A 17,529-nucleotide genomic window follows, 5' to 3' on the forward strand; every position below is an offset into this window, starting at 1 on the left:
CGCTTAATTGACGTTTCCTTATCTAAAAAAGTTTCAATGATACGCAAATGAAATATATTTGTCATAAAACATCGAAATGTTTGAAATGACAGGAAGTGAGGAAAATGATTTTTCATAGAGAAACATCCAGTCATTACATAGATAAAAGAGGGGTTATGATCATGAAAAATCGGAATGGGTGGCTTTATTTCTTCGGCGCACTTGGCGGCGCCTTATATGGTTACGATACAGGTGTCATTTCTGGCGCTATCTTATTTATGAAAGAGGATTTAGGTTTAAATGCATTTACAGAGGGACTTGTGGTCAGCTCGATTTTAATCGGGGCGATGCTCGGGTCTTCTCTTTCTGGAAAACTGACAGATCAATTCGGACGGAAAAAAGCGATAATCGCCGCAGCCATTTTATTTATTATCGGCGGATTTGGAACAGCCCTTGCACCGAATACGGAGGTCATGGTCTTATTTCGAATCGTGCTAGGACTTGCTGTCGGATGCTCGACGACGATTGTTCCATTGTATTTATCTGAACTTGCGCCAAAGGAATCAAGAGGGGCACTTTCCTCATTAAACCAACTCATGATCACATTTGGTATTCTTCTTGCCTATATTGTGAACTACGTTTTAGCAGATGCAGAGGCATGGCGTCTGATGCTTGGAATTGCCGTTGTTCCTTCTGTGCTCTTGTTATGTGGTATTTTGTTTATGCCAGAAAGTCCTCGCTGGCTGTTTGTCCAAGGACAGGCGGACCGGGCGAAAGAAATATTGTCCAAACTTAGACAAAGCAAGCAAGAAGTTGAAGACGAAATTGCGGATATTCAAAAAGCAGAAAGTGAAGAAAAAGGCGGTCTTAAGGAATTACTCGAACCATGGGTGCGCCCCGCTTTAATTGCTGGTGTCGGTTTAGCCTTTTTACAGCAGTTTATTGGGACAAATACGATCATTTATTATGCACCAAAAACATTCACAAGTGTCGGCTTTGGCGATTCAGCAGCCATTTTAGGAACTGTAGGAATTGGTGCAGTCAATGTTGTCATGACGTTTGTTGCGATTAAAATCATTGATCGTGTCGGGCGGAAAGCGTTACTCCTATTTGGAAATGTAGGGATGGTTCTTAGTTTGATAGTTCTAGCAGTGGTCAATCGTTTTTTCGAGGGATCAACAGCTGCAGGGTGGACGACGATTATATGTTTAGGACTTTTCATCGTCATTTTTGCTGTCAGCTGGGGCCCGGTCGTATGGGTGATGCTGCCGGAGCTGTTCCCAGTACATGTCCGGGGAATCGGTACGGGGGTATCGACCTTCCTACTGCATACAGGGAATTTGATCATCTCGCTCACATTCCCAGCCTTGTTAAGTGCAATTGGCATCAGTAACCTTTTCCTTATTTATGCAGCCATCGGCATAGGTGCCTTCTTATTTGTGAAATATTTAGTCACAGAAACGAAAGGGAAAAGTCTTGAAGAGATTGAAGAAGATTTAAAAAAGAGAAACCGTGCCGTCGTGAATGACGAAGGGGAAACGGTATGAAAAAAGACCAGCTGCATGAGGCCGCTGGTCTTCCTTTGTTAAACAAACGTTTAATCAAGAAAGGACAATCACTCATCTTCTGAACGTGCTGCCTATGACATACATATGGAACAGGCGGGCGAAAGGTGGAAATGAGATGAAAGGAAAAACGAGCATTGTGATGCTGACGTACAATGAACTGCACCTAACGAAAAAATGTATCGACAGTATCAAGAAGCATACTCGGCGTGATGAATATGAACTCATTATCGTGGATAATGCTTCATCAGACGGAACAAAGGAATATGTGAGACAACTGGAAGATGTCGTGTTGATTGACAACGAGAAGAATCAAGGCTTTGCCAAGGGCTGTAACCAAGGGGCGAAAAAGGCAACAGGAGATAGTCTTCTTTTTTTAAATAACGACACGATTGTGACCGAAAACTGGCTTTTGCCTTTAAGAGAAGCCCTTTTTGCATCAGAGCGTATTGGCATGGTAGGGCCTGTCTCCAATTATGTAAGTGGTCCTCAGCTCGTTCAGCCATCTTACACAGATGTGAAGGAGCTTCCTGCCTTTGCAAAGGCATATACGGCTTCGAGAAAAGGTCAAAGAACATATGTGCATAGACTTGTTGGTTTTTGTTTGCTGGTCAAAAGAGAGCTGATCGAGGATGTAGGGTTATTTGATGAGCGGTTTGTATATGGATCATTTGAGGATGATGACCTTTGTCTGCGTTCTTTGCTAAAGGGATACCAGCTGCAAATCGTCCATGATTCATTTGTACATCATCACGGTCATGCCACATTCAATGCCAATGAAGAAACGAATATCTCTACATTGTTTGCGGAGAACAGGCTTCGATTTTTAGATAAATGGGGTATTGATTTAAACCTGATCTCCCCCCATCCATATTTTGCAGCACTGCTCCCTGAGGATGCCGTATGTGTGCTGGATGTTGGCTGCGGTGCTGGGGCGACAGGGCTTGAACTGATCAACCGGCAGTCCGTTGACATGTACGGAGTAGAGGCGGATGCATTAAAAGCAGAGATGGCAAAGGCGTATTACAAAGAAGTGATTGAGACAAAAGCGGAGGCGTATCCTTGGTCAGAGAAAGAAGCTTTTTTTGATGCTGTGATCTTTTCTGATGTGTTAGAGCATGTGTCAGATCCATGGCAGATGATTGCTCAAGCGCATGCGTCTTTAAAACCAGGTGGCGTGATCATTTGCTGCTTACCTAATATGATGCATGCGGAAGTACTGCTGCCTTTAATGGCAGGTGATTTTACGTATCAAGATGTGGGGATTTTAGATCGAACACATATGAGATTTTTCACACCAAATACAATGCGGGCGCTCTTTCCAGACCATTTGTTTCATCGCGTGATTGAACAGCCCATCAATGTGCCAATTGATCAAAACGTTCAATTGTTTTTTGACGAAGTGGCGAGAGTAGGAGAGTCACTTGGCTTTCAAACAAAAGCATTATCTGATCAAGTGACGCTCTATCAGCTTTTGATCGTTGCACGTAAAAAAGGCGGTTCCCCCTCCGGGTAATCCGCCTCAGCGTGTAGGCAAACCCTCGCATTCTTTGTCAGTCCTCTGCGCCAGTGCTCGCGAATCCTTCATTCGCTCTGCTCCGGTACTCGTCCTTCCTAGACTGCAAAGGTTTTCTATCACGCTGAAAAGAAGACAAAGGGCTAAAGCAAAGTTCATTTTAGCCCTTTGTCAACCATCTAAGGCGGATGACCGCCTTTTGTGCTACCATTTAAAGCTTTTCGTTGCGCCTTCTGCACCAAAGTTCAAAATGCTCACTTTGACGTCATATGCAATGTCTACTTCTTGAAATAGTGTATCCCATTCATTGCGGTGCTGATCCCAAAAGTCTGGATACTTGATGCGCACCTGCCGATTTAAAAGGATCGGGTCAACACCAACTTCTTTTTGCATGTGGTGGACAGCTTTTTGAATGCGCTCTTTGATTTTGCGTTCAAAAATGCGCTCAAATCGTTGGATGTATTGCTCATCGTATGAGTTTTCAGGGGGATATTGATCTTCTGATAGTTTCCCGTTTGTTTGTACACTAATTTTAAAGGAAATCTTTCCGTTCTTCAGATAGGGTTCAATCTTGGACTTTGCTTTCTTGATTTCATACGTAATCGGAAAGCCTTTGTAGGTGGCGGGTACGACTCCGCCTGAGATGCGATTCATGACCCAGTTTAAAGATTGGACATCTTTTGCTGGAATGAATCCTATCAGCTTTCGTGTTTTTCCATGGATAATGCCTGCACCATCATAGGTGAGTTCTCCGTTTACGACATCCACACTTTGGACAAGAAAGCTTGTACCCATCTGAAAGTAATCCGACGCTCGGCCAATACGTGTTGGCAGTAAAATCTTCCCGTTAAAGCTCCGGTTTTTTGATGTTTCAAAAATATGCTCAACTGGAACCTTTTGCTGTGATTTTAATTTTTGGTTGATGACTTTTGATGCTTCGTGCCGTGACACTAGGAGGTAACTGCTTCTTCGAACCTCATCATCTCGTATAAAGTGGTTGAGTGTCCCTTGAATATCATGATGCTCGGCTTGATCTTTGCCAAACAAAAAGATTTTGAGGTGATCACTGTAAATCGGCGGGTCCTTCAAAGCGACATTGCTGACTGCTTCCAGTACATTTTTCCCCTTTGAGACGACATTCACATAGCCAGGGGAATCTGCTTCTTGTGTTCCGCCCATTTTAGGGACAAGGTTTTGATAGGTAAGTTTGACTCCGTTATCATCTTCCTCGTCAATGCCAACACCGCGCACAAACGATAATTTCTCAATATCCTTTAAGTCCCAGCAGCCTGTCGATAAAAGCAAAAGACAGCAAGACAGAAAGGTGAGCCATAAACGCCGCACTTTCATGCAGATCGACCTCCCCATTTTTTACGTATCATGAGCAGAACAGCTGTTATAAAAGGAATCGCTAACACAACGAATAATGCATAGCCGAGTAAAGTCGAATAGTAAAAGACTTCATTGATATTTCTCGGAAAAAGAGAGAGAGCTGAGGTCAGCAAAAACAGCAACCATAGCAGTCTCGTTAAATTGGTTGTTTTAAAAACCGTTTGACAGCCTTTAATAGCAAATTGGAAAAAGCCAAGCATACAAATAAACTGCTGGCACGTCCAGATCGTCAGTAAGAAAATATCAAAGCGTTCAATGAAGACCCCTTCTAGTTCTAGCGCTTGAATGAGGGAGACAGTGGGCCAGGTGAGTGATTTCGTTTCTCCAACCGTCATGGAACCAATTACAATAAAGAGCGTGAGGGAGTAAATAAGTGTGGTGATTCCCACCCCGATCGCTGCGGCCCATTTCGCTTTTGACCATTTGTCTTTATAGACAAGCGGTACGACAAACAAAATGACTTCAAAGCCTGTAAATTGAATAAATGTTTGAGAGAACAAATTACTAAAATCTTTAAACCCGTGATTCATTACCGGGCGTAAGTAATCAAAATCAAATATTTTCAAACTAAACAGCATGAGCCCAATATAAATGATCATGGTCATCGGATAAATATATGTCACTATTTTCACTACCGGAAAAATTCCGCTTTTTAAATGATAGGTGGCCACTAGTAAAAAAATCATCACAATCACGGTCATCGGGGTCGATTGCAGCAGGAAAAATTGAACCACTTCCCCAAGTACACGCGCCTCAAAGCCAACAATGGCTAGTAAATAACCGATCAGCATTAGGTTGAAAATCGTGCCAAAGAATGCACCGGCTCCTTTTGTATTCGATTCAAAGATGGTATCCGGTGCATTCTTCTCCGCAATCCAACCTAGCAAAAAAGCAACGAAAGCAAAGATGACTCCCTGTATTAATACAATGATCCAGCCATCAGGGAATCCTGAATTGGCAGAACTGCGAGGAATGGTTAAAATTCCAGCGCCTATCATTGTAGAACTGCACAGAATGGTGATTTGTAACAATGATAGCTTCTCAGCTCTGTACATCGTTTACTCTCCTTGTCTTTTGAGATTTTTTGTCTTGGCTGTTTTCGGTCTTGATTTAAATAGCCCTATTGGTAAACGAACGTACGTATCTTTTAAATCTGAAAACGGTGAAGACAAAACAGGTGTGAAATAGTCAAAACCAAAGGTCTTTAGCTGCATCAAGTGACAAAGTACAAATAAATAACACATGATGAGGCCGTATAATCCAAACATGGCTGAACTGAAGATGGCCATAAACCGCAGAATGCGTAGGGGGAAGCTGAAATCATATGATGGAGCAGTGAAATCGGCTAGTGCCGTCAGAGACACAATAATGACCATTAAGGCACTGACGATATTGGCTTGGACAGCCGCCTGTCCAATAATGACGCCGCCAATCAGTCCAATCGTCTGCCCGATCGCCCTAGGAAGACGAAGTCCAGCTTCCCGCAGCAGTTCAATCGTAAACGACATCAAAATGGCTTCCACTACAGGAGGAAAGGGCACATTTTGCCGGCTGCCTGCGATGGTCAGTGCCATTCGTGTTGGTAATAAACCAGGATGATAGGAAACAAGGGCGATATAGAGTCCCGGTAAAAAGATCGTCAAAAGCACGGCAATATAACGGAGCAAACGCAAAAGAGTCGCACTTGTCCATCTTTGATAATAATCCTCCGGTGATTGCATCAAGGCAGTGAGAGTCATCGGCATAATGAGGGCAAACGGCGTCCCATCGAGCAAAATAGACACCTTTCCTTCTAACACAGAGGCAATCACCCGATCAGGACGTTCTGTATTTTGAATCTGCGGGAAAATAGAGATATGACTGTCTTCAATCAGCTGTTCTATGTAGCCGCTCTCAGGAATATCATCCATTTTGATTTGCTTCATGCGAGAAAATACATCATCTACTAGTTTGGGGTCTGCGATATCACGAACATATACAAGAGCAGCAGATTTCTTGTTACGAGTACCTATGTTCACCTTTTGAATGACAAGATTCGGATCGTTTGCCCGTTCACGAAGCAATGCCGTGTTTTTTTCAAGATTTTCAATAAATCCAATCCGGGGTCCTCTTACAAGGACTTCTGATTGCGGCTCCTCTACTTCTCTAAATTGAAAAAGATTCGTATGGAGCGCAAGCGCTTGTGTGGCTCTATCCACAAATAAAATAGCCCTGCCGCTGTATAACTGCTCGATGGCAAGGTTCATATCTTCCAGCACATCATTTTGAATACCAAAGAACGTTTTAGAAAGGAGAGAAAGTGTGGTGTGGTCGACCTCGGTGATGGTCAGTTCCTTTTGCATAGGTGAAATAATTTGTTTGGAAAGCATCTCAAATTCTGTGAGTCCTTCAACGTACACGAGACATGCAGAGACAGCGGAAGGACCAAATGAAAAAGAGTGGAACACGATATCATCACTTTTGCCGGCAAAGCTTTTGACACGCTGAATGACGGACTCTATATCTTGTTCAATACGACTTTTCATAATACCTCACCCTCATGTCTTTTTTTATAGAGTGACTCGGAAGGAGAAGAATTATGCAAATAGAAAAAAGAGAATCCCCTAAAATAGGAATTCTCTTCACATGTTTATCTCGCCAGCCAGCCGCCATCTACGGCTAAAATATGACCGTTCATATAATCAGAGGCAGGGGAGCTGAGAAAGACGGCGGCACCTGCTAGATCTTCAGGCCGTCCCCAGCGTCCAGCGGGGATTCGTTTCAGAATTTCTTCATTCCGGTTCGCATCGTCACGAATGGCTTGCGTGTTATTGGTTGCAATATAACCAGGCGCGATCGCATTGACCTGAATATGCTGACTTGCCCATTCATTTGCAAAAGCTTTCGTCAAACCTGCGACAGCATGCTTACTTGCTGTATAAGCGGGAACAAAGACACCGCCTTGAAATGATAGAAGGGAAGCGATATTGACGATTTTCCCTTGCCCTTTATTCAGCATCTGCTGTCCGACCTTTTGCGTGAGGAAAAAGAGACTGTTGATATTCACATCCATCACAGTATGCCAGTTTTCCTCTGAATATTGAGCGGCCTCTTCTCTTTTAATGGTCCCAGCATTATTGATCAAAATATCAATTGAATGCTGCTTTAAAAGGGCATCAACATCCCGCTTTGCGGACTTAGGATCTGAAAAGTCTACTTGAATCGCATGAAATGATCTGCCGGTCTGTTCGACAAGTTCTTTTGTTTCATCAAGCGGCGTATGGTGGTAGGTGCCGATGATATCTGCACCTGAACGGGCAAGCGCTACGGCAATCCCTTGCCCAATACCAGTTCCAGGACCTGTGACAAGAGCTGTTTTGCCTTCGAGGGAAAAGAGGGACGCTACATATGATGTCGTCGTCATTTCATTACCTCAGCTGGTCCATCGGGACAAAGTCCATATCTTTAAACGTATAGTTTTCTCCCGCCATTGCCCAAATAAATGAATAATTTGCGGTACCTGAGCCTGAATGAATGGACCAGGCAGGTGAGATGACGGCTTCTTCATTTGCTACAACGAGATGTCTCGTTTCAGATGGCTCCCCCATAAAATGAAAGACACGTGCGTCTTCCTCTATATCAAGATATAAGTACACTTCCATCCGCCGGTCATGTATATGAGCAGGCATCGTGTTCCATGTGTTATTGGTTTCAAGCTGAGTGATGCCCATCATAAGCTGGCAGCTTTGGATGCCGTCTGCATGAATGACCTGATACAGATTCCGTACGTTCGAGGCGGATGCTTCCCCTAAATGATTCGGTGTTAATTCAGCGATCGCAGCCTTTTGTGTCGGATACGCTCTATGAGCTGTGGCTGACACAAGATAAAATTTGGCCTGCTCACCTGATGAACTAGCAAACTGTACATGTTCGTGTCCAAGTCCAATATATAAGAAATCTTTATGCTCCAGCACAAATGACTCACCATCGACTGTAACCGTACCTTGGCCGCCGACATTCACAATGCCAATTTCCCGTCTTTCAAGGAAATATTCTGTACGTAAAAAGTCGCCGGCATCTAGCTTGATCGGTTCTGATGTCGGCATAACACCGCCAATCACCACACGGTCCTCATGCGAATAATACAGCTTCAATTCACCACTGACAAAAAGTGTCGGAATATGAAAATGACGACGAAGTTCCTCTGTTGTAAAACGCTTGACCTGCTCAGGATGTACAGCATAACGATTTTCCATTTGAGATAAGCCTCCCTTTCCATCTGAAACATATGATTATTTTATTTGGTATCGGTTTCAAGGAAAATTCTAGAGGAAAAAGAGAGCGGCGTCAACCGTTAATTTGTAATCGCTTTCTTTATTTGTATAAAAGCTTTTTTTCTTCATGTTCATGAAAAAAATCTTCTGATACAGCTCAACTTGTGGTATGCTTTTTTTAAGTTTATTTGAAATCGGTTTCGAAACAAATGAGAAGATCGATCTTGGGAGTTTTTTGTATGAAAGAGAAAAAGCAAACGAAAGTCACCATTAACGAAGTTGCAGCATATGCAGGTGTCTCAAAATCAACGGTATCCAGATACATCAATGGCAGAACAAATGAGATTTCTCCTGAAAAGGTAAAAAAGATAAAAAAAGCCATTGAGGAGCTCCATTATCGTCCGAGTCAGCTTGCCCAAGGATTGAAAGTAAGAAAGAGCAAGGTCATTGGTTTTATTGTGGCTGATATTACGAACCCGTTCTCTGTTGCGACACTTCGTGGTGTGGAAGAGATTTGTGATGAATATGGATACAGCATCATGGTGTGCAACACAGATAATCGTCCAGAAAAAGAACGAGAAATGCTTCTGAAGCTGCATGCGCATTATATTGAAGGGCTGATCATTAATACGACGGGTCAAAACAATGACATTTTGCAAGACTTTAAGCAAAATGGTGTACCGATTGTTCTTGTTGACCGTAAGTTACCTGAACTCAAGGTCGATACCGTCACAACGAATAACCGTGACATCACGGCTCGTCTACTTCATCAAATGGTTGAAAAAGGCTACGAACATATCGCTTTCTTTACTGAGCCGGTTGATGGGATTAGTCCTCGTGAAGAACGAAAAGAAGCCTATGAACAGACGGCCATGAGTCAACATAAGACACCTATGATTGCAGAAATCAATTTGAAGCAAAAGGAACAAATGCGAGATGAGATTTGTCGTTTTTTACAATCAAACCATCAGAAAAAAGCGATTTTAGCAGGCAATGGATTACTCATGCTGAAGCTCATCAGTGAACTCGTCGATCTTGGGGTGAAGATTCCTGAGGAGATAGGCATTGCCGGATTTGATGATACAGAATGGTATAAGCTGATCGGGCCAGGCATCACTACGGTGGCGCAGCCATCTCATGAGATGGGGAGAGCGGCGATGCAAAAAATCAAGACGCGTCTTGAAGGGGATAAGAGTGCACCCCAGACCATTCAACTTGATGGAGAAATCATTGTGAGAAAATCTTTATAAACGTCAGGCAGAGAAGAGTATACATACGTGCATGCTCTCTCTTTTTCAACTGTTTTGAAACCGGTACCAAGAAAGGGGAGAAATCAGTGAAAGCATTGGATGTGATCACATTTGGGGAATCAATGGCGATGTTTTATGCAAAAGAAATTGGCGAGCTTCACCAAGTGCATACGTTTCAAAAAGCACTTGCTGGTGCAGAGAGTAATGTTGCGGTCGGCTTGGCAAGATTAGGCTTTAGCGTAGGCTGGATGAGCAAGGTCGGGGTGGACTCACTTGGTACATTTATTTTAGAAGAGCTTCAAAAAGAAGGGGTCGATACGAAGGCAGTACTCCGTTCAAATGATGGAGCCAAAACAGGGATATTGCTGAAATCAAAAGTCATCGATGGAGACCCTGATGTGACGTACTACCGAAAAGGCTCTGCTGCGAGTACATTGAACCCAAGCGATTTCCCGTCCACTTACTTTCAGCAGGCAGGACATCTTCATATGACCGGAATCCCGCCTGCTGTGTCTAGTGAAATGAGAGCGTTTTCTTTTTATGCCCTTAAAGAAATGAAGAAAGCAGGAAAAACCATTTCCTTTGACCCGAACCTGAGACTTCAACTATGGGAAGAGGAAGAAGACATGATTCATACGGTGAATCAGATGGCTGCTCAAGTAGATTGGTTTTTCCCAGGGCTTGCAGAAGGTCAAAGACTCACGGGGTGTCATGAGCCGGAAGCAATTGCGGATGTTTATTTACAAAAAGGCGTCAAGCTTGTGGTCATTAAACTGGGAGCGGAAGGAGCCTATTTCAAAAGTGCATCCGGCCAAGGTGTAGTGGATGGTTTCCATGTGTCTCATGTCGTGGATACAGTCGGAGCTGGTGATGGATTTGCAGTGGGAGTGATGAGCGGTCTGCTGGACGGATTATCATATGAAAAATCGGTGACAAGAGGCAATGCCATTGGAGCACTTGCAGTCATGTCCCCAGGAGATCACGAGGGACTGCCGACTCGGGAAGAGCTTCAGGCATTTATAAAAGAAGCCAAACGATATCAAAGGCGACACGATATGAAGGGAGATGAGAGGTATGGGAAAGTCAGCAAGTATGAGCGTTAAAGAGAAGCTCGCAGCTTGTAAACTCATTGCGGTGGTCAGAGCAGGTAGTGAAGCAGACGGGATAGAGATGATTGGTCGTTTAAAGAAAAAAGGGGTGCGGGCCATCGAAGTGACATATACCACGCCCAATGCAGAGCGGATCATTGCATCTTACAAACATGACCACGACTTGATTGTCGGAGCCGGAACGATTACAACGCTTGAGCAGGCACAATCAGCCATTGAAGCCGGCTCTCAATTTATCGTCAGCCCGGGATACCTTCCTGTCATCGGAGAGCACCTATCTTTTCACGATACACTTTACGTTCCGGGTGTTTTGACCCCAAGTGAAATTATGCAGGCAAAAGCAAATGGATACAGCGTGTTAAAGCTTTTTCCGAGCGGCGCCTTCGGTTTGTCCTATATGAAAAATTTGCAAGGCCCGTTTCCAGAGATTGAGTTCATCCCAACAGGAGGCATTCATCCAGTCGATGTGCCAAAGTGGCTTGAAGCAGGAGCCGTGGCAGTAGGTGTCGGCAGCCAGCTTGAAAGCAGTACAGCAGAAGAATTACAAGCTGTTCTTTCTTCCACCATCATGTAGTACACATAAACAACCGGCGGATGACTGCCGGTTGTTTGTTCGTTTATCTGACATAAAAGATGGGAAGGCACTTCTCTTCACGTAAAATGAGCATAAAGGAGAGGTCGATATGTACATTCAACAAGATGAACTAAAAGATGGTCAAATTGAACAATTGATTCAAGCTCATTTAGAAGAGATGAAAAAACATTCACCGCCAGAAAGCATTCATGCCCTTCCGTTAGACGATCTGAAAAAACAAGACGTCACAGTATGGAGTGCAAGGGATGGCGAGGTGCTTCTTGGCTGCGGAGCCATCAAGGAGCTATCAAGTGAACATGGTGAACTCAAATCGATGAGGACGGCAGCAGCCCATATGCGAAAAGGCGTGGCGAAGCATCTGTTGACCCACCTTCTCCAAGAGGCGAAGCGGCGGGGGTATAAAAGAGTGAGCCTTGAAACAGGTGCGATTGCTTTCTTTGAACCGGCAAGAAAATTATATGAGAGCTTTGGCTTTCAATATTGCCCGCCTTTTGGTTCATACCAAGAAGATCCGAACAGTTTATTTATGACAAAGGAATTATAGAGGTCGAGAGAGTATGCTTTTATAAGCAGCTCTTTTTTTATGCGGCAACAATGGAAGGAGGCGGATGTGAATGAAAAGGTCGAAGTTGTTCGGAATAGGCGCATTTCTCACATTTTGTGTCGTATCTGTTCTTTTTTTATCTGTATTAGGTCAAGATTTAGTTAAAATTGAAAGCGCTTCCGAAGAGGCAGTATCAACTTATCAATATCACTTTGTTCTTGTACCGGAGGAACTTGATAATGAATATTGGCAATTGGTGCAAAAGGGAGCTGCTGATGCGGCGGAAGTTCATCGGGTGTATCTTGAATACCTAGGTCCAAAGCAGGCTGATTTGGATGATCACCTGAAAACCATTGATATGGCGATTGCTGGTCATGTGGATGGCATTATGACGCAAGGTCTTGATGCAAAGAAATATAAACCGCTCTTTCAAAAAGCAAGAGAGAAAGGTATAGATGTCGTCACAGTCGATACGGATGCAGAGGGGAGCAAGCGTCAAGTGTATGTCGGAACAGATAACTATTATTCTGGCTTTATCGCCGGACAGGCACTCATCGCCGATACAAAAGGCGAACAGTATGTGGGCATTGTGACGGGACGGCTTGATGCGATTCACCAGAAGCTTCGCGTGAAGGGGTTTCGAGATGCCGTTTCTGGTGAAAAACGCATTCATATTGCTGGAATAGAAGAGTCTGCGATTACGAAATCAGGTGCTTCCGGTGCTGCGTATAAATTGTTAAATGATCATACGCAGCTCACCGCATTTTATGGCACAAGTGCATTAGACGGTGTCGGCATTATTCAAGCAACAGAGCAATATCATTCATCTAAAGATGTTTATGTGCTCGCATTTGATACTCTGCCTGATACGATTCAAGCGCTGGATGATGGGAAAATTGATGCAGTGGTTGTACAGCACCCTTATGAAATGGGCTATCAAGCGGTTGAATCTCTTGTTCGTTTGCAACAAGGGGATAAACAAGAACCGCTTCAGTACACAGGGACGAGTGTGATTCGGCGAGGAGACCTGCCCCTTCATCAAACGGAAAGACCACAGGGGGTTCAGCCATGAGAAAAATACGAAGTAAGTTATTATTGGCTTTTTTAATTCTTGTGCTCCTTGGCAATGTGGCCGCTTTTTTTGTGTATTGGAGCAGTTCAAAAATCACATCAGAATATAGCAAGAGCTTTCGTTCCTTTCTCCTGCTGAATGATATTTCGACAGAGGCAAAAACGATGTATGAAAAGGTCAACGCCTTTGCCATCGAAAAGGATCAGGCGTTTGCCAAGGGGTATGCTAAATCAAAACAGAAAATGACATCATATGATCAAGCATTACTCAAAGATGCAGGGCTTCATGCCGCCATCCCGTCCATTGAAAAATATCAATATATGATGCGGACGCTCATAAACGAAAGTGATGCGACAATGAATCATGTCAAAAAAGGGAAAATCAAAGAATATGCTGCAAGTGTGAAAGAAGTAAGAACTGTGTCCTCTTATATACAAGAACAGACAATGACTCTTTTGGATGATGAATTATCTGAGTATCAAGTACTCTACCAATCCCTTCAAAAAAGACATCAAACGTATGCGCTTTTTACTCTATGTCTGTTTACATTATCGATAGGCATCGCTTTATGGATGGCCTATATCATTGCGGGTGGAATTTCAAGACCGATCGTTCATCTGTCTCGAAGTGCCAAAGAAGTATCAGAAGGAAATTTTGACGGTCCGAATTTGCATGTGTCATCAAAGGACGAAATCTCTGTGTTAAATCATGCCTTTGAGCGAATGCGGCGAGAGATGAAGGTCATGATTGAAGAGATGAAACAAAAGGCCGCTTTAGATCAGAAAATTAAAGACATGAAGCTGAAAACACTACAAAACCAAATGAATCCACATTTTTTATTTAATACATTAAACATCGTTTCACGTATGGCGTACTTAGAATCAGCTGATGCGACATCGAGATTGATACAATCCGTTTCTACGCTGATGCGGTATTCGCTATCTCCTCTCAGCGCATCTGTTACGTTAGAACAAGAAGTGAAAGTGGTAAAAGAATATTTTCATATACAAGAAACAAGATTTTCCGATCGTATTACATGCAAAACGACCATAGATGAGTCGTGTCTATCTGTTCACATTCCGAGCCTTACATTGCAGCCGCTTGTCGAAAATGCCTTTATTCATGGGGTAGAACCAAAAGAGGAGGGTGGGCTTGTAGAGCTCTCTATTGATCGAGATGATGGCTTTGTCATGATTCGGATTCGGGATAATGGACTTGGCATCAGTGATCAAGAGAAAAAGAGATTGCTATCGCAAGAGGAAGAAGATCTTTCAGACACACGTAGTAAAGGTCACTCGACAGGAATTGGACTTCGAAATGTGATGTCGAGGCTGCGTTTGTTTTACGGAGTGCAGGATGCCCTTCAAATTGATTCAAAGCCAAACGAAGGGACCACTATTCAATTGACAATACCAATCAAGGAGGAACGAGCATGCTGAACGTGCTGATTGTGGATGATGAAAAAATTGAACGAATGGCGATGCGTAAGTTCATGACCGAATGGCTGCCAGACTGTCATATTGCAGGGGAAGCTGCGAATGGAAAAAAGGCGGTGGAATTGGCGCGGTCTAAGCCAATTGACCTTGTGCTCATGGATATTCAAATGCCAGGCATGGATGGACTCACAGCGATCAAACAGATCAAAGCAAGCTGTCCTCATACTAAATTTATTATGCTGACAGCCTACGATACGTTTGATTATGCCAAGCAAGCCATGCAGGAAGGGGTCAAACAATACCTTGTCAAACCAGCTGATAAAGACGAAACCATTACAGCGATTCGTTCTGTTGCGGCAGAAATTCAGCAGGAGGTCTCCCTGCGGCAGGCGGAGAAAGTCAATCAGCAGTCAAAATGGCTGGAAGCTCATGTGTTAAACGGTCAATCTTATTCCTCCACAGCGTTTGAGCGGCTGTTTCATGATTTTCAAGCAGGTCTAGTGATCGCTGTTCAGCGGACAGGTGGGGATCAACTCCTGAATCATTTGCAGGAGTCTGCTCTTTTTCAAGCAGTGCCTATCAAAGTGAGCGGTGAGCTGTTTACATGCTTGATTTACAGCCGTCAATCACCTGGTCATCTAAAGGCGAATGTACTGCAAGCCATTCGCGCTGCTATGACAAGCGAACGGCATTCCCCTGTCATTGTTGGCATGGGTCATCCTGTCTCAAATCCACTTCAACTTCAGAAAAGTGCGGCAGAAGCGAAGCTTTCCTATTATCAGCGAAAAAAAGATGACGGTGCGGTTCGTTATGGCTTTTACTATACAGATAGACAACCTTACGTATTGATCAACTTGCCTGAGCTTGCCGATGACATGATGCTGGCACTAGAAGAAGGGAGAAGAGATGATGCTCTTGCTTACTATGATGCCTTCCAATTAGAAGGGGCAACCATTTCTCATGTGAAAGAGCTGCTCATTTTACTCAAATCACGACTTCGTGCAGATGTGCCGATTCTAGCTATCACCACAGAAACAGGATGCCGCCAATGCTGTGAACATTTATTTGATCTGTATGAAGCAAGAACCCAGACGGTGAATGATATAGAACGGGCGAAACGATACATTCAAACACATTTTTGCGAACATATCACGCTGGAGCAAACGGCCGCCTATGTTGATTTAAGCCCGACGTATTTCACCAAACGCTTTAAGGATGAGACAGGTCTGACGTTTAAAGAATATGTGACGACCTGTAGGATGGATAAAATGAAGAAGCTACTGAAAGAGAGTTCGCTTAGTTTAAAAGAAATCACCTATCAAGCAGGATATACTGATCCGAATTACGTCAGTCGTGTGTTTAAAAAAATGGTGGGCTGTTCACCGAAGGAATATCGAAAACAGGTCGTAAAAAAATGAAGAATTTCATAAAAAAGTGAAGAAGTTTGCCTGAAAAAAGGCAAGGATCTGCCAGTATACTTATTTTGATAACGCTTACAAAATAGGGGTGGGGGATCCATGATGAAGTTTAAAATAGGCTTTACTTTATTGGCACTCTGTATGCTGGTCGTCTCTGCTTGCAGTTCATCGACGAACTCAGATGCAAAAAAAGAGGGCGGAGCGGAGAAGCTAGAAATTTTCTCTTGGTGGACTGGTGCAGGTGAGGAAGACGGACTGAAGGCACTCATTCAATTGTTTGAAGAGAAAAATAAAGACATTCCAATTGAAAATGCAGCTGTCGCTGGTGGCGCTGGTACGAATGCAAAGGCTGTTCTAACAAGCCGGATGCAAGGAGATGATCCGCCAGCTACTTTCCAAGTACACGGGGGAGCAGAGCTGAATGAGAGCTGGGTAGCCGCAGGCAAAATGGAGCCGCTGGATGACCTTTATGAGAAAGAAGGCTGGAAGGATAAATTTCCAGAATCACTGATTGACCTTGTGAGCAAAGACGGGAAAATCTATTCCGTTCCAGTGAATATTCACAGAGGCAATGTGCTTTGGTATAACAAAAAAGTATTTGAAGATCAGGGCTTAGAGCCGCCAACGACGTTTGATGAATTTTTCAAAACAGCCGATGCCTTAAAGAAAAAAGGGATTACTCCACTTGCGCTTGGGGATAAAGAACCTTGGGCAGCGACTCATTTGTTTGAGAGCGTTCTTCTAGGTGTATTAGGTGCAGATGACTATCAAAAACTTTGGGCGGGCGACTTAAAAATGGATGATGCAAAAGTGAAGGAAGCGGCAGACATCTTTGGACGTATGCTCGAGTACGTCAACGACGATCATAGCTCGCGTAACTGGCAGGATGCCTCACAACTCGTGGCAAAAGGGGAAGCTGCAATGAATGTCATGGGCGATTGGGCAAAAGGATATTTTGTGAATGATCTAGATTTGAAGGTGAATAAAGACTTTGGATACGTGGCAACTCCTGGTACGGAGGGCAGCTTTATGGTCATCACGGATACATTCGGACTACCGAAGGGTGTCAAACAGCCAGAAAACGTGAAAAAATTCTTATCTGTCTTAGGATCTGTGGAAGGACAGGATGCGTTTAATCCGCTGAAAGGGTCAATTCCGGCTCGTGTGGATGCAGATGTATCAAAATATGATGAATACGGAAAATCGGCAATGAAGGCGTTTAAAGAGTCAAAGCTGGCACCGTCTCTTGCGCATGGCTCAGCTGCTGAAGAAGGTTTTGTCACGAAGGCGAACCAAGCCGTCAATATTTTCGTGACACAAAAAGACAGCAGCCAGTTCGTTTCTTCTTTAAAAGATTCAATGAAATAAAGATGAAAGAGGCGGCCGTTAGGCACCGCCTC

General features: G+C 43.7%; 15 protein-coding genes. 10 read left to right on the top strand and 5 right to left on the bottom strand.

Going from position 1 to position 17,529, the window contains the following annotated elements; genetic code table 11:
• Positions 1-161 precede the first annotated feature (161 nt).
• A complete protein-coding gene (locus ACTJJD_RS08210) occupies positions 162-1,526 on the top strand; it encodes a sugar porter family MFS transporter (protein WP_100218329.1) in 1,365 nt (454 codons plus the stop codon).
• Between the two features lie 136 nt (positions 1,527-1,662).
• Positions 1,663-3,060: a bifunctional glycosyltransferase family 2 protein/class I SAM-dependent methyltransferase gene (locus tag ACTJJD_RS08215; protein ID WP_017368173.1), complete on the top strand. Its 1,398-nt coding sequence runs from the start codon at positions 1,663-1,665 to the stop codon at positions 3,058-3,060.
• Positions 3,061-3,264: 204 nt separating this feature from the next.
• Here the strand turns inward: ACTJJD_RS08215 and ACTJJD_RS08220 are convergent, their stop codons facing one another.
• From ACTJJD_RS08220 to kduI, 5 genes are all read right to left on the bottom strand, one after another.
• On the bottom strand, positions 3,265-4,410 hold the full coding sequence (locus ACTJJD_RS08220; RefSeq protein ID WP_440608276.1) for a Ger(x)C family spore germination protein: 1,146 nt from the start codon (positions 4,408-4,410) through the stop codon (positions 3,265-3,267).
• Positions 4,407-5,507: a GerAB/ArcD/ProY family transporter gene (locus tag ACTJJD_RS08225; RefSeq protein ID WP_440608277.1), complete on the bottom strand. Its 1,101-nt coding sequence runs from the start codon at positions 5,505-5,507 to the stop codon at positions 4,407-4,409. Before ACTJJD_RS08225 ends, ACTJJD_RS08220 begins: the two co-directional genes overlap by 4 nt.
• Before the next feature lie 3 nt (positions 5,508-5,510).
• Positions 5,511-6,977, bottom strand: a complete 1,467-nt coding sequence (locus tag ACTJJD_RS08230; protein ID WP_024719277.1) for a spore germination protein — start codon at positions 6,975-6,977, stop codon at positions 5,511-5,513.
• Positions 6,978-7,081: 104 nt separating this feature from the next.
• Complete coding sequence (gene kduD / locus ACTJJD_RS08235; protein ID WP_041091449.1) at positions 7,082-7,855, bottom strand: 2-dehydro-3-deoxy-D-gluconate 5-dehydrogenase KduD; 774 nt, start codon at positions 7,853-7,855, stop codon at positions 7,082-7,084.
• A 4-nt stretch (positions 7,856-7,859) separates the two neighbouring features.
• Positions 7,860-8,687, bottom strand: coding sequence for a 5-dehydro-4-deoxy-D-glucuronate isomerase (gene kduI, locus ACTJJD_RS08240; RefSeq protein ID WP_017368169.1), 828 nt, complete (start codon positions 8,685-8,687; stop codon positions 7,860-7,862).
• 257 nt (positions 8,688-8,944) lie between these two features.
• Here kduI and ACTJJD_RS08245 point away from each other — a divergent pair, with 257 nt between their 5' ends.
• From ACTJJD_RS08245 to ACTJJD_RS08280, 8 genes are all read left to right on the top strand, one after another.
• A complete protein-coding gene (locus ACTJJD_RS08245; RefSeq protein WP_048001910.1) occupies positions 8,945-9,955 on the top strand; it encodes a LacI family DNA-binding transcriptional regulator in 1,011 nt (336 codons plus the stop codon).
• Between the two features lie 86 nt (positions 9,956-10,041).
• Complete coding sequence (locus ACTJJD_RS08250; protein WP_440608278.1) at positions 10,042-11,058, top strand: sugar kinase; 1,017 nt, start codon at positions 10,042-10,044, stop codon at positions 11,056-11,058.
• The gene (locus tag ACTJJD_RS08255; protein WP_440608279.1) at positions 11,030-11,638 is read left to right on the top strand and encodes a bifunctional 4-hydroxy-2-oxoglutarate aldolase/2-dehydro-3-deoxy-phosphogluconate aldolase; all 609 of its coding nucleotides are present in this window, start codon (positions 11,030-11,032) and stop codon (positions 11,636-11,638) included. Before ACTJJD_RS08250 ends, ACTJJD_RS08255 begins: the two co-directional genes overlap by 29 nt.
• Before the next feature lie 109 nt (positions 11,639-11,747).
• Entirely contained in the window at positions 11,748-12,203 is a 456-nt protein-coding gene (locus ACTJJD_RS08260) for a GNAT family N-acetyltransferase (RefSeq protein ID WP_025208094.1), read from the top strand.
• A 70-nt stretch (positions 12,204-12,273) separates the two neighbouring features.
• Complete coding sequence (locus ACTJJD_RS08265; protein ID WP_440608280.1) at positions 12,274-13,275, top strand: sugar-binding protein; 1,002 nt, start codon at positions 12,274-12,276, stop codon at positions 13,273-13,275.
• Positions 13,272-14,714, top strand: coding sequence for a histidine kinase (locus ACTJJD_RS08270; protein ID WP_440608281.1), 1,443 nt, complete (start codon positions 13,272-13,274; stop codon positions 14,712-14,714). Before ACTJJD_RS08265 ends, ACTJJD_RS08270 begins: the two co-directional genes overlap by 4 nt.
• Complete coding sequence (locus ACTJJD_RS08275) at positions 14,708-16,129, top strand: response regulator transcription factor (RefSeq protein WP_035702234.1); 1,422 nt, start codon at positions 14,708-14,710, stop codon at positions 16,127-16,129. The genes ACTJJD_RS08270 and ACTJJD_RS08275 overlap by 7 nt, the downstream gene beginning before the upstream one ends.
• 99 nt (positions 16,130-16,228) lie before the next feature.
• Positions 16,229-17,497 (top strand): ABC transporter substrate-binding protein, encoded by a 1,269-nt coding sequence (locus ACTJJD_RS08280; protein ID WP_008343221.1) that lies wholly within the window; start codon positions 16,229-16,231, stop codon positions 17,495-17,497.
• Positions 17,498-17,529 lie beyond the last annotated feature (32 nt).

The organism is Bacillus sp. 22446 (genome assembly GCF_052044955.1).
GTDB lineage: Bacteria > Bacillota > Bacilli > Bacillales > Bacillaceae > Bacillus > Bacillus altitudinis.

Bases quoted from the DNA above. Each gene is read 5' to 3' on its own strand.
- kduD (WP_041091449.1), bottom strand. From the start codon at position 7,855: ATGACGACGACATCATATGTAGCGTCCCTCTTTTCCCTCGAAGGCAAA.
- ACTJJD_RS08280 (WP_008343221.1), top strand. From the start codon at position 16,229: ATGATGAAGTTTAAAATAGGCTTTACTTTATTGGCACTCTGTATGCTG.
- ACTJJD_RS08265 (WP_440608280.1), top strand. From the start codon at position 12,274: ATGAAAAGGTCGAAGTTGTTCGGAATAGGCGCATTTCTCACATTTTGT.
- ACTJJD_RS08220 (WP_440608276.1), bottom strand. From the start codon at position 4,410: ATGAAAGTGCGGCGTTTATGGCTCACCTTTCTGTCTTGCTGTCTTTTG.
- ACTJJD_RS08260 (WP_025208094.1), top strand. From the start codon at position 11,748: ATGTACATTCAACAAGATGAACTAAAAGATGGTCAAATTGAACAATTG.
- ACTJJD_RS08255 (WP_440608279.1), top strand. From the start codon at position 11,030: ATGGGAAAGTCAGCAAGTATGAGCGTTAAAGAGAAGCTCGCAGCTTGT.
- ACTJJD_RS08275 (WP_035702234.1), top strand. From the start codon at position 14,708: ATGCTGAACGTGCTGATTGTGGATGATGAAAAAATTGAACGAATGGCG.
- ACTJJD_RS08270 (WP_440608281.1), top strand. From the start codon at position 13,272: ATGAGAAAAATACGAAGTAAGTTATTATTGGCTTTTTTAATTCTTGTG.
- ACTJJD_RS08215 (WP_017368173.1), top strand. From the start codon at position 1,663: ATGAAAGGAAAAACGAGCATTGTGATGCTGACGTACAATGAACTGCAC.
- ACTJJD_RS08210 (WP_100218329.1), top strand. From the start codon at position 162: ATGAAAAATCGGAATGGGTGGCTTTATTTCTTCGGCGCACTTGGCGGC.
- kduI (WP_017368169.1), bottom strand. From the start codon at position 8,687: ATGGAAAATCGTTATGCTGTACATCCTGAGCAGGTCAAGCGTTTTACA.
- ACTJJD_RS08230 (WP_024719277.1), bottom strand. From the start codon at position 6,977: ATGAAAAGTCGTATTGAACAAGATATAGAGTCCGTCATTCAGCGTGTC.
- ACTJJD_RS08245 (WP_048001910.1), top strand. From the start codon at position 8,945: ATGAAAGAGAAAAAGCAAACGAAAGTCACCATTAACGAAGTTGCAGCA.
- ACTJJD_RS08225 (WP_440608277.1), bottom strand. From the start codon at position 5,507: ATGTACAGAGCTGAGAAGCTATCATTGTTACAAATCACCATTCTGTGC.